Below are 12,636 nucleotides of genomic sequence, written 5' to 3' on the forward strand. Positions count from 1 at the left end.
AATAAAAAATGGTGGAAGTTACTCTCGTAACGCTAAGTTACATATTTATATTGTTTGATAACAAATATTATTCCATAATCTCTAAAGGAAGTACATAGTAATATACGGCCACAAAATGAGCAAAACTACCAAAGAGCACAAATACGTGAAAAATTACATGGTTATATGGTATTTTTTTAATGCTGTATAAAATCGCTCCTATGGTATAAAACAAACCTCCTGAAAATAACCACCATAAACCTTCTATTGAAAATTGGTTGATTAAAGGTTTTATTGCAAATATTATGAGCCAACCCATTGCTACATAAGTAAATGTAGAAAGCTTATCGAACCTTCCTGTATAAAATAATTTTAGCACAACACCTATTATCGCAAGGCCCCATGAGATTCCAAAAATTGTCCAGCCAATCCAACCTTGTAAAACTACTAGTGTAAACGGAGTATAAGTACCTGCAATAAGTACATAAATTGCTGCGTGATCAAAAATATTTAACCTCTTTCTCCATTCAGGATTTTGAACATAATGATAAAAGGTGGAGGCGCTGTACAAAACAATTAGGCTTACCCCATAAATACTAAAACTAATTAAATGCCAAACTGAGCCTTTATCTTCAGAAGCTTGTACCAATAAAATAAGCGCAATAATACTTAGCACTAGTCCTAATCCATGCGTAAAAACATTCAGCCGCTCCTCTGTTTTAGAATAGTATGTTAAGTGCTTATACTCCTTGTTTGTCATCAATTAATTCTTGGTAAATCGTTTCAAACATTCTTTCGTTTACTGAACGTTTATCATCAATATGTAAGCCTTTAGTCTCTATAAATGGGTGAACCTTGACCCTTAACATTCCGGGGCTTCCACTAAAGAAAGTATATGAAAACCGTTTTTTACAGTCATAAAAAGTTATCGGTACAATTGGTATTTGGTGTTCAATAGCAAGAATAAACGCGCCATTCTTAAATGGACTCAATACAATACTTTCATCTTCAGGCACCAAACCTTCTGGAAATATACAAACACCTAATCCTGTTTTCACTCGTCTTTGAGCTTCATTAAATACCGCTTTTCGGCTTTCTGAATCAGACCTATCTACCAAAATGCAAGTTCGTTTATAAAAGAAACCAAAAATTGGAAGTTTTGCTAATTCAGCTTTACCAACAAAAACAAACGGATTTTTAACTACAGATAACATGAGCATTATGTCTATCATAGAAGTGTGATTCGCACAAAACATATAGCTCTTATTAGGCACTATTTTTTGCAATGCAACTACTTTCTTTTTAAATCCCATTATAAACAAAATAGTATTTGCCCAAGCACGCGCTATTTTAAAAAATATAGGATACCATTGTTCTCTAGCAGTAATTATAAGCAATAAAGGAAAAGCAACGATAATGGTGCCAATAACCCAACTGTAAAACCACAATCGCCAAATAATGTAGATAGGATATTTCAGTATTTTCATATAAGCTCAAAATTACTAATAAAAAACGTTTACTCTCTTGTAATTTTAATTACTATTTTTGCCTCCTAAAGTTGAAAAAATGGCACGAATACTTACAGGAGTTCAAAGTACAGGCACACCTCATTTAGGAAATATTTTAGGAGCTATTTTACCGGCTATCGAATTGTCTAAAAACGAAGCAAATGAATCGTTTTTATTTATTGCAGATATGCACTCTTTAACCCAAATTAAAGATGGTAAAACTTTAAGAGAAAATACCTACAGTACTGCAGCAACATGGCTAGCTTGTGGATTAGATGTAAATAAAACAGTATTCTACCGTCAAAGTGATATCCCTCAGGTTACAGAGTTAACTTGGTATTTAAGCTGCTTTTATCCGTATCAAAGATTGACTTTGGCGCATAGCTTTAAAGATAAGGCTGATCGCCTAGAAGATGTAAATGCGGGCTTGTTTGGATATCCTATGCTGATGGCTGCGGATATATTACTTTACGATGCAGAGATTGTTCCAGTTGGTAAAGATCAATTACAGCACCTTGAAATGTCTCGTGACGTTGCAAATAGATTTAACTATCAAATGGGTGATACTTTAGTGCCTCCTCAAGCACAGGTGAAAGAAAACACCATGTATGTACCAGGCACTAACGGTGGTAAAATGAGTAAATCTCAAGGAAATATTATCAATATATTTTTAGATGATAAAAAACTGCGCAAGCAAGTAATGAAAATTCAAACTGATTCTACTCCTTTAGAAGAACCTAAAAACCCCGACACTTGTAATTTATTTGCTTTGTATAAGTTGATTGCGAATGATACTCAAATTTCAGAAATGAGAGCTAACTACATAGGCGGCGGTTATGGATACGGACATGCAAAACAGGCTTTTTTTGAATTGCTTTGTGAAACTTTTAAAGAAGAACGTGAGCGCTATCACTTTTATATGAATAATTTAAACGAACTTGATGAGATTCTTAATCAAGGTGCCCAAAAAGCAAGTTCCGTTGCTAATAATGTATTAAAAAGAGTCCGTGCCAAGGTAGGTTATTAGACGCTTTAATTGTAAAGGTTAAAGTTTTATATTTGTGTTTCATCTTGCTATAAATGAAAAAGCACTTCCTATTCTTAACATTTATTTTATTTTCAGTTCCCTTCTTCGGGCAGAAAGATTCTATTGTTTTAAATAATAACAATGTTTTGGTTGGAGAGATTAAAAGTCTAGATAAGAGTGTCTTGACTATGAAGACCTCTTATTCTGATACTGACTTTGAAATAAAATGGTATCGCGTTAAAGAAATTTATAGCAATACTCTTTTTATAGTTGGGCTTTCTAACGGAAAACGGTTGAATGCTACAATACAAACAGATCTCGATAATAAAGTAGTGGTTTTATTAAATGAAGGTGGGTATGTATTGGAATCTGAACTGAGAAAGGTGATTTTTTTAGATGCCATAGGCAAAAATTTTTTAAGCAGAATATCTGCAGAATTTGATGTGGGCGTTACTTTAACTAAAGCTAATAATGCCCAACAATTTAAGGCGGGCGCATTGTTAAATTACAATTCAAATAAATGGAGTATAAATAACTCCTTTAATTTGGTGTATTCTAGACAAGATAGTGTTCAAGATATTAAACGTATTGAAGGAACCTCCAGTTATCAGTGGTTTTTACCTAAAGATTGGTTCTTGTCAGCTTCTGCGCAATTTCTATCAAACAATGAGTTAAAGCTACAATTGAGGTCTACAGGTAGAGCGGGAGCTGGATATTATTTTATACATAATAATAATATGGCTTTTGGTGCTGGTTTTGGTTTGGCATATAGTAATGAAGAATACACCGATGAATTGACCGATGGTAAGAACAGTTTAGAACTCTACATTGGTACCCAATTTAATAAGTATGATATAGGAGATTTAAGTTTGTTAACAAGTGCGTTTGCATACCCAAGTTTAACCGAGAAAAAACGTTTTAGACTCGACTTTAGTTTAGATATGAAGTATGATTTGCCTTTAGATTTTTTTATTAAAATGGGCATAACATTTAACTTTGACAACCAACCAGCAGCGGGCGCAACAAAAGATGATTACGTTTTTCAAACCTCCGTCGGGTGGGAGTTAAAGTAAATTAGAACTTTTCAAAAACTCCCAAACCAAACAAAGCATAATCATACTTTACTGGATCATTAGCATCTAAAGCTCTTAGACTTGAATCGAGTTCTTCCAAGGCTTTCCAATCATTCTGTTTTCTTGACAATAACCCTAACTTTCTTGCAACAGTTCCGCTATGCACATCTAACGGACAAGACAATGCGCTCATTGGTAAATTCCAAAGTCCAAAATCAACACCCACCCCATCTCTTCGCACCATCCATCTTAAAAACATATTAATTCTTTTAGATGCACTTCCTTTCATTGGGTCTGAAACATGCTTAGTGGTTCTTCCTAAATGTGGTAATTCAAAAAACACTTTTTTAAAATTATGAATGCTTCTTTTGTGATTGTCGTCTTCAGAAAATTTTGAAAAAATTGCTTCTAAGCCTCCATGGTTTTTATAAATATGCTGCAACGCCCTAATAAAATATTGTACATCTTCTCCATTAAATGTGCGATGCACAAAACCACTTAAACTTTTTAAATCATTAGCAGAATGATTTAATACAAAATCGTGCGGTGCTTGATCCATTAATTGCACCAATCGAGTAGCGTTATTAATAATCATTTTTCGATTTCCCCAAGCAATTGTAGCTGTTAAGAATCCAGCAATCTCAACATCCTCTTTTTTTTGGAACAAATGAGGGATTTGTATTGGGTCTGACTCAATAAAATTAGGTTGATTGTACAACAACACTTTTTCGTTAAGAAAGTCTCTTAAATCGTCTTGATTCATATCAAAAAAGAATCCCGCAAATGCGGGATTTAAAATTTATTAGGCTGCAGGATTAGGCATCAAACTATGTACTGCATTAATGTCGTCTATAATCTCTTGACTCAGCTCTAAATGTATAGAGTTGATGTTTTCTTTAAGTTGTGTCATTTTTGTAGAGCCAATAATATTACTGGTTACAAAAGGAAGTTGGTTTACAAAAGCTAAAGACATTTCTGCTAAAGTTAATCCATGTTTTTTAGCCACTTCTAAATAGGCTCTTACCGCTTTCTCACTTTCAGGCGAGCTATATCTATTATAATTCGGGTATAATGTTACTCTACCGTCCGCAGGCGTTGCATCCAAATATTTACCAGACAATACTCCAAAGGCTAATGGCGAATAAGGCAACAAGCCTATATTTTCCTCCATAGAAACTTCAGACATACCAACTTCGTAAGCTCTATGTAGCAAAGAATATGAGTTTTGAATAGTTACGGGTCTTGGTAGGTTTAATTCTTCAGACAATCTTATGTACTTCATGGTGCCCCATGGCGTTTCATTTGACAGACCAAAGGTTCTAATTTTACCTTCGTCTATGCATTCTTTTAACGCTTCTAAGGTTTCTTGAAAAATATGCTTTTGTTCAGAATATGCAGCATACGGAAAATCTCTAACACCGAAACAATTTGAAGGTCTTGCAGGCCAATGTAATTGATATAAATCAATATAATCGGTCTGTAACCTTTTTAAACTTCCCTCAAGTGCTTCTTTTATGGCTTGTTTGGTAAAGCCTGTTTTTCTAATATGCTCTGTATATGCTCCTGGACCACAAATTTTACTTGCTAAAACAACTTTATCTCTATTGCCAGAAGCTTTAAACCAAGTGCCAATTATTTTTTCGGTAGCGCCATATGTTTCTTTTCTTGCGGGAACTGAATATAGTTCTGCTGTATCAAAAAAGTTAACTCCTTGATCTAAGGCATAATCCATTTGCTCATGACCTTGTGTTTCTGTGTTTTGTTCACCCCAAGTCATGGTTCCTAAACAAATTTTAGAAACTTTAATATTTGTATGAGGAAGGTTTGTGTATTTCATAATATTGAATTTTACACAAAATTACTCAATATCATCACACCTACAATACCAACAAAGGAAACAATTGTTTCCATCACCGACCATGTTTTTAAAGTATCTTTCACAGATAGGTTGAAGTACTCCTTAAACAACCAAAACCCTGCATCATTTAGATGAGAAAACATTAAACTCCCTGCACCAATGGAGAGTACCATTAGACTCGGATTTGCCCCTGTTTGAGCAATAAGCGGAAATACAATTCCTGCACTTGTAAGACCTGCCGCAGTAGCAGAACCTATACATACTCTAATTATTGCCGCAATTCCCCATGCTAAAATATACGGTGACACGTTTATATTACTCAACATTTCACCAATTTGATCCGCTACTCCACTTGCAACTAATATCCCTTTTAGAGCTCCTGCACCGCCAATAATTAATAAAATCATAGCAATACCTGTAACGCCTTCTGTAATTGAAGAAGAAATTTCATCCATCGATTTCTTTCTTCTAATTCCCAATAAATAAATTGCTAACAGAACAGATAATAGCATTGCAATTACAGGATCTCCAAAAAATGAAAGTACTTTTCCAAATGTAATTGAAGGTTCCACGAAAAACTGCAAAGCTGTGGTTAATGCTAACAAAATCACCGGAAACAAGGCTGCAAATATACTTGTAGTCAAGTTTGGCATTTCCTCGTCTGATAATTCTATTGGATTAAAGAATTTTTCTGATGGTTTAGGATTGTATTTCTTTAAATATCTTGAAAAAACTGGGCCTCCCAAAACAATGGCGGGAATGGCAATTACCAACCCGTAAAGTAATGTTGTACCTATATCTGCTTCAAACTGTATTGCCAAAGCTGTTGGTGCAGGATGCGGTGGTAAATACCCATGCGTTACCGAAAGTGATGCCAACATGGGCAAACCAACATATACCAATGGTAATTTAGTTCTATGTGCTACTGAAAATACTAAAGGAACTAGAATAACAAACCCCACTGAATAGAACATTGGAATACCAACAATAAAACCAGTTAAAACCAAGGCCCATTGCAAATATTTTTCTCCAAAAGCGTTCGTTAAACTTGTGGTTATTCTCTGTGCTGCACCGCTATCGGCCACAATTTTACCCAACATGGCTCCAAACCCAAGAATAATTACAAGTGTTCCCAATATATCTCCTATTCCACCTTTAATGGCTGAAACAGTATCGTTAACAGTCATGCCAAGTGAAATTCCGATAGAAAGACAAACAATAATAAAAGAAATAAAAGTGTTGAGTTTTAAATAGCCAATTAAAAAAACTAGCAGTAATATGCCTAGTAGCACAATAACAAGTGACGACATTTAAAAGTAAGTTAAGTTAGAAAAATGAAAAGCTAATGTAGTTTTTATTTTTAAAACTTCATAGGAAGTAAAAAACCCTTCCTGATTTCTCACGAAGGGCTCCATTTATTTAGAAAAAATTAAATTTCTTATTTCAAGATTGCCTCAATTCCTGGTAAGGTTTTTCCTTCTAGCATTTCTAACATTGCTCCACCACCAGTTGATACATAACTCACCTTATCAGCAAATCCAAACTGCTTCACAGCGGCAACAGAATCTCCTCCTCCAACTAAAGAAAAACATCCATTTGCAGTAGATTCCGCAATCGATTCTCCTAAAGCAATCGTTCCTTTTGCAAAGTTCTCTAATTCAAAAACACCAAGAGGTCCGTTCCAAAGAATAGTTTTAGACTGCATAACTACCTCGTGAAATTGCTTTCGCGATTCTATCCCTGCATCAAGTCCTTCCCAACCATCAGGAATTTGATCAATTGCTACAAATTGTGTGTTGGCATCGTTACTAAAATCGTCTGCTGCAACAACATCTACCGGTAAATGTACCTGTACTCCTTTAGCTTTTGCTTCTTTTAAAATATCTAAGGCTAATTGCTGTTTGTCGTCTTCGCAAATTGAGTTACCAATTTTACCACCTAAAGCTTTAACAAACGTAAAGCTCATACCGCCACCTACAATCAAGTGATCTACTTTATCTAAAATATTCTCAATAACTGTAATTTTTGAAGACACTTTAGAACCTCCTAAAATAGCTGTTACAGGCTTTTCGCTATCACCTAAAACTTTTTCAATACTCTCAATTTCTTTTGCTAATAAGCTTCCAAAACATTTCTTGCCTTCAAAAAATTGAGCCACAATTGTTGTAGAGGCATGGGCCCTATGAGCAGTACCAAAGGCATCATTTATATAAATATCTCCCCATTGTGCCAATTGCTCAGCAAATGCAACATCCCCTTTTTTCTCTTCTTCGTAAAAACGCAAGTTTTCTAAAAGTAATACTTCTCCGGCCTCTAAATTTGCAACTGCTTCAGCAACTTTAGAACCAATACAATCTTCTACAAACTTTACTTGTACGCCAACAATCTCACTAACGGTGTCAACAATATGACTCAAAGAAAATTCAGGAGACACACCTTTTGGGCGCCCTAAATGTGACATTAAAACACAGCTACCTCCATCTTCTAAAACTTTTAAAATGGTTGGAGTTGCTGCTTCAATACGCGTAGTATCTGTTACGTTAAATTTTTCGTCTAATGGAACATTAAAATCTACACGAATTAATGCTTTCTGGTTTTCAAAATTAAAATCTTTAATTGTTGACATAATTGTTATTCTTCTAGTTTTAAGGATTACAAATATAAAAATTCTATTGTCTTGCCATGTTGCCTTTTTGTTATATTTGTCCGATGCAATTTTCTAATGTTTTAGGGCAAGACCATATAAAAAATCACCTGCTGCAATCTGCAAAAAATGGTAGAATTGCCCATGCACAATTATTTGTTGGTAAAGAAGGTTCAGGTACTTTACCTATGGCTTTGGCTTATGCACAACATTTATTGTGTTTAACCGCAGAAAATAAGGAAGCTTGTGAACTAAAATGTGAAAAGCTTACACATCCTGATTTACACTTTTCTTTTCCTGTAAATACCTCTCCAAAGGTGAGTAGTAAAGCTACATCTAAGGACTATATAACTGAATGGCGTTCGTTTGTTTTAGAACAACCATATGGTAATTTGTACAATTGGTTAGAAGAAATAAATATTGAAAAGAAACAAGGTGTTATAGGTGTTGATGAAGCTGGAGATATTGCCAAAAAACTCACATTAAAATCATACGAAGGAGGCTTTAAGGTTATGATTATTTGGATGGCCGATAAAATGAATACTCCTGCGGCAAATAAGCTTTTAAAACTTATTGAAGAACCACCCGAAAAGACCATTTTTTTATTGATTGCTGAAGATGAAGAAAAACTAATAAACACGATTAAATCAAGATGTCAAGTACTTCATTTTCCGCCGCTTAGTGAGACAGAGCTTGTGAATGGGTTGCTTCAGAAATCAGATGTAAGTAAAAATGAAGCACAACGCATTGCACATCAGTCTGAAGGTAATTTTAACAAGGCACTACACATTTTGTTTAACGACTCTTCTGACATCGTTTTTGAAAAGTGGTTTATTATCTGGATTCGTTCTGCATTTAAGGCTAAAGGAAATGCTTCTGTTATAAACGATTTAATTGAATGGAGTGACACCATTGCAGCCGAAAACCGCGAAACTCAAAAGAAATTTTTAGCATATTGCTTGCAGTTTTTTAGACAAGCGCTTCTTTTAAATTACAGTGCTAATTCTTTGGTTTATTTTGAAACAAATTCTCCTAATTTTGATTTGAGAAAATTTGCACCTTATGTGCATGGTAATAATATATTGGATGTAGAAAAAGAATTAAACGCTGCTATTTATCACATTGAACGAAATGGTAATGCCAAAATGATTCTTTTAGATCTTTCTATCAAGCTAACAAGATTACTTCATACAAAAGCTGCCTAATGACTTTATTTGGTGAAAATGCTCCTGCTTTAGCTGCTCTTTTATTTTTAATAATAACCTATGCATTTTCAATTGGGGAGAAATTACTTGATTGGCAAGGAACGTTGACGTTTTTAAAAGATCATTTCAAACAACATTCTGTTAAGAAATTCATTCTACCTTTAACCATCATTTTAATTGTTTTAGAAATAATAACACTTGGCTTTCTTGTTTTTGGTGTGGTAGAAATGGTTTTAAACAATCAATTTCAATTTGCAAAAATTGGAGCTGAACTTTCTGCAATCACAATTTTATTCATGCTCATTGGACAACGTATCGCAAAAGATTATCCTGGAGCCATGAATTTAGGAGTTTATATGTTGCTAAATATTTTTCTTCTCTATTTAGTTTTTTAATAGCAATTTTCGGTAAATAAATAATACTTATAGATGTTCATTGAATCTATAAATCATATTTATAAAAACACTCTTTAAATAAGCCGTTTTAAGAGCGTTTTAAAAATCTGTAATATAATGTGATGTACTAAGGTCTTAAGCGACGACAATCGTTTTAAGAATTCTTTTTTAATACATAAATGAGCGATGAATACTCAGAAGTACGTTTTGCTTTGAAATTTGAGAGGCATCCAATAATAAAACCTCGAAAAACACCCAATTTATTTTTTTTGTATTGCTCACTTAAAAGGGAAACATAAAAAGCATCAAATTTCATTGGAGCTGTTTTTTCTATTTTAAAATTTTGAGCACCGAACAACTTTTTTATTGCTGTTTGAGAAAAATGCCAAAGGTGTCTTGGTACATCAAATGCCGCCCAATGTTCTTTGTAAAAATTTGCATCGTAACTTTTAAAATTTGGAACAGCTATGAGTAATCGACCATTTGGTTTTAATAATGCTTCTAGCTTTTGAATGTAATCTTCAACTTTAGGTACGTGCTCTAAAACATGCCATAAAGTAATGCAGTCAAATTTTTCTTCATTCAACTGATCAATATCAGAAAACACTTTTTCATCTAATATAGAATCGGCTATTGCTCTGGCATCATCATCTGGTTCCATTCCTGAAACTTTCCATCCATTATTTTTTGCCGCATTTAAAAAATGTCCAGTACCACATCCAACATCTAAAAGTGATTTTTCATCTAAGTCAAAACTATTAATCAAGCTAACTTTTTTCTTCAAAGTATAATTTCGTACAACTTGGTATACCTTATCAAAAAGTGATTTATTTGAATTGGTGTGCGAAATATAATTTTCGCTTTTGTAGTACTGAGGTAAATCTTTCAATGAAGGAACTGGTGTTGTTTGCAACAGGTCTAACTCTTCATGATAAAGTAAATCAAACTTCTCATTTGAAACAGAAAAATCCGTACAGGTTAAATAGTGTTTTGCTTTTTTATCAGACATCTTTTTAAAAGAAAATTGTGTTTCACGTGAAACTTATCGACCCATATGAACCAATAATACGGAAACATCACTCGGAGAAACACCACTAATTCTTGAGGCCTGTGCAATGGTAGCAGGACGTATTTTTGTAAGTTTCTGACGCGCCTCTATAGAAACAGATTTTAACTTATCAAAGTCAAACCCATCTGGAATTTTCACATTTTCCAAGCGGTTCAATTTGTCTGCATTGTTCTTTTCTTTATTGATATACCCAGCGTACTTAACATGAATTTCAGTCTGTTCAATAACCTCAACATCTAATTTATTCTCTTCAATAAATTGAGAAACTTTATGCAATTGTCTTAAATCATCAAATGTAATTTGAGGTCTACTAGCTATACGAACCATTTTCATGGGTTGTTTAATGGTAGCTGTATTTCTTGTTTCTAAAATGTCATTTATTTCTTCTGGACGTATGCTTGTGTTGCTTAAAAATTCAACAAACAAATCCGTTTTAGCCTGTTTATCTTTTACCCGTTGCATACGTTCTTCTGATGCTAAACCAAGCTTATATCCTTTTTCAGTTAATCTTAAATCAGCATTATCTTGACGCAATAATGTGCGGTATTCAGCTCTAGAAGTAAACATTCTATAAGGCTCTTCTGTGCCCTTTGTAATTAAATCATCGATCAAAACACCAATATATGCTTCGTCTCTTTTTAAAATAAATGGTTCCTTATTCTGAATTTTTAAAGCAGCATTTATACCCGCCATCAAACCTTGAGCACCCGCTTCTTCATAACCAGTAGTACCATTAATCTGACCAGCAAAAAACAAGTTCTCTACCAACTTCGTTTCTAAAGAATGCTTTAATTGTGTTGGAGGAAAATAATCGTATTCTATTGCATACCCATATCTTAAAAACTTCACATTTTCAAATCCAGCAACTTTTCTTAAGGCTTTATCTTGAACATCGTCTGGAAGGGAAGTAGAAAATCCATTTACATAAATTTCATTCGTTTTCCACCCTTCCGGTTCAACAAAAATCTGATGTCTTTCTTTACTTGCAAAACGATCAATTTTATCTTCAATAGAAGGACAGTATCGTGGTCCTGTACTTTGAATCCTTCCATTAAACATGGGTGATCTATCAAAACCTTCTCGCAATAAATCATGAACTTCTTGAGAGGTGTATGTCATATAACATGACCGTTGTTCAGTTAATGGCTTCGTAGATTCTAAATATGAAAACTTATAAGGTATTTCATCTCCGGGTTGTTCTATCATTTGAGAAAAATCCAAAGAACGAGCATCTACTCTAGGAGGTGTTCCTGTTTTCATTCTACCTGCCTCAAACCCTTTAGCCACCAAATCTTCAGTTATACCCGTTGAAGCTCCTTCTCCTGCTCTACCCCCGCCAAATGTTTTTTCACCAATATGAATCAATCCATTCAAAAATGTTCCAGCAGTAATAACTACAGTTTTTGATTTAATTTCTAAACCTAAAGCAGTTCTAACACCAACAATCTTATCCCCTTCAAACAGTAATCCATTTACAGCATCTTGAAACATGTCTAGATTATCAATTTGCTCTAATTGATATCTCCACTCCTCAGCAAAACGCATACGATCACTTTGAGCTCTTGGGCTCCACATTGCTGGTCCCTTAGATTTATTCAACATCTTAAATTGAATCGCGGTATGGTCTGTAACAACTCCGCTATAACCACCCAACGCATCAATCTCTCTTACAATCTGTCCTTTTGCAATTCCACCCATAGCAGGATTACAACTCATTTGAGCTATATTCTGAAGACTCATTGTAATTAGTAAAGTGTGAGCTCCAAGATTAGCGGCTGCTGCTGCAGCTTCACTTCCTGCGTGACCTCCACCTACTACTATTACATCATATGTTGTTGAATCAATACTCATAATCTAAACCACGTTCCACGTGAAACT

Annotated in this window: 12 protein-coding genes; 4 read left to right on the forward strand and 8 right to left on the reverse strand. The window is 34.2% G+C overall.

The genetic code is table 11. From position 1 onward, the window contains the following. Positions 1 to 67: 67 nt before the first annotated feature. Both trhA and ACYQ5R_RS04710 read right to left on the reverse strand, forming a co-directional pair. Positions 68 to 739, reverse strand: coding sequence for a PAQR family membrane homeostasis protein TrhA (trhA, locus tag ACYQ5R_RS04705; RefSeq protein WP_460189765.1), 672 nt, complete (start codon positions 737 to 739; stop codon positions 68 to 70). Then, the gene (locus ACYQ5R_RS04710; RefSeq protein ID WP_460189766.1) at positions 720 to 1,466 is read right to left on the reverse strand and encodes a lysophospholipid acyltransferase family protein; all 747 of its coding nucleotides are present in this window, start codon (positions 1,464 to 1,466) and stop codon (positions 720 to 722) included. The genes trhA and ACYQ5R_RS04710 overlap by 20 nt, the downstream gene beginning before the upstream one ends. A gap of 79 nt (positions 1,467 to 1,545) precedes the next feature. On the opposite strand from ACYQ5R_RS04710, the gene trpS reads away from it, so the two are divergent. Both trpS and ACYQ5R_RS04720 read left to right on the forward strand, forming a co-directional pair. Continuing rightward, on the forward strand, positions 1,546 to 2,514 hold the full coding sequence (gene trpS / locus ACYQ5R_RS04715) for a tryptophan--tRNA ligase (protein ID WP_460189767.1): 969 nt from the start codon (positions 1,546 to 1,548) through the stop codon (positions 2,512 to 2,514). A 53-nt stretch (positions 2,515 to 2,567) separates the two neighbouring features. Next, complete coding sequence (locus tag ACYQ5R_RS04720; protein WP_460189768.1) at positions 2,568 to 3,587, forward strand: DUF481 domain-containing protein; 1,020 nt, start codon at positions 2,568 to 2,570, stop codon at positions 3,585 to 3,587. 1 nt (position 3,588) lies between these two features. On the opposite strand, the gene ACYQ5R_RS04725 is transcribed toward ACYQ5R_RS04720, so the two are convergent. The 4 genes from ACYQ5R_RS04725 to ACYQ5R_RS04740 all read right to left on the reverse strand — a co-directional run bounded on the left by ACYQ5R_RS04725 (position 3,589) and on the right by ACYQ5R_RS04740 (position 8,071). Next, on the reverse strand, positions 3,589 to 4,350 hold the full coding sequence (locus tag ACYQ5R_RS04725) for a TIGR02757 family protein (protein ID WP_460189769.1): 762 nt from the start codon (positions 4,348 to 4,350) through the stop codon (positions 3,589 to 3,591). Between the two features lie 39 nt (positions 4,351 to 4,389). Beyond that, positions 4,390 to 5,424, reverse strand: coding sequence for an NADP(H)-dependent aldo-keto reductase (locus ACYQ5R_RS04730; RefSeq protein ID WP_460189770.1), 1,035 nt, complete (start codon positions 5,422 to 5,424; stop codon positions 4,390 to 4,392). 11 nt (positions 5,425 to 5,435) lie between these two features. Then, positions 5,436 to 6,755: a gluconate:H+ symporter gene (locus tag ACYQ5R_RS04735; RefSeq protein ID WP_460189771.1), complete on the reverse strand. Its 1,320-nt coding sequence runs from the start codon at positions 6,753 to 6,755 to the stop codon at positions 5,436 to 5,438. 128 nt (positions 6,756 to 6,883) lie between these two features. Continuing rightward, positions 6,884 to 8,071, reverse strand: a complete 1,188-nt coding sequence (locus ACYQ5R_RS04740) for a phosphoglycerate kinase (RefSeq protein ID WP_460189772.1) — start codon at positions 8,069 to 8,071, stop codon at positions 6,884 to 6,886. Positions 8,072 to 8,154: 83 nt separating this feature from the next. On the opposite strand from ACYQ5R_RS04740, the gene ACYQ5R_RS04745 reads away from it, so the two are divergent. Both ACYQ5R_RS04745 and ACYQ5R_RS04750 read left to right on the forward strand, forming a co-directional pair. Then, entirely contained in the window at positions 8,155 to 9,294 is a 1,140-nt protein-coding gene (locus ACYQ5R_RS04745; protein ID WP_460189773.1) for a DNA polymerase III subunit, read from the forward strand. After that, a complete protein-coding gene (locus tag ACYQ5R_RS04750) occupies positions 9,294 to 9,689 on the forward strand; it encodes a DoxX family protein (protein WP_460189774.1) in 396 nt (131 codons plus the stop codon). The genes ACYQ5R_RS04745 and ACYQ5R_RS04750 overlap by 1 nt, the downstream gene beginning before the upstream one ends. Before the next feature lie 154 nt (positions 9,690 to 9,843). On the opposite strand, the gene ACYQ5R_RS04755 is transcribed toward ACYQ5R_RS04750, so the two are convergent. Together ACYQ5R_RS04755 and mnmG are read right to left on the reverse strand one after the other, a co-directional pair. Next, positions 9,844 to 10,698 carry a class I SAM-dependent methyltransferase gene (locus tag ACYQ5R_RS04755; protein ID WP_460189775.1) on the reverse strand — a complete coding sequence of 285 codons (855 nt, stop codon included), beginning with the start codon at positions 10,696 to 10,698 and terminating at the stop codon, positions 9,844 to 9,846. Between the two features lie 33 nt (positions 10,699 to 10,731). Next, complete coding sequence (mnmG, locus tag ACYQ5R_RS04760; protein WP_460189776.1) at positions 10,732 to 12,609, reverse strand: tRNA uridine-5-carboxymethylaminomethyl(34) synthesis enzyme MnmG; 1,878 nt, start codon at positions 12,607 to 12,609, stop codon at positions 10,732 to 10,734. Between the last annotated feature and the right edge of the window lie 27 nt (positions 12,610 to 12,636).

The organism is Urechidicola sp. KH5 (genome assembly GCF_054661455.1).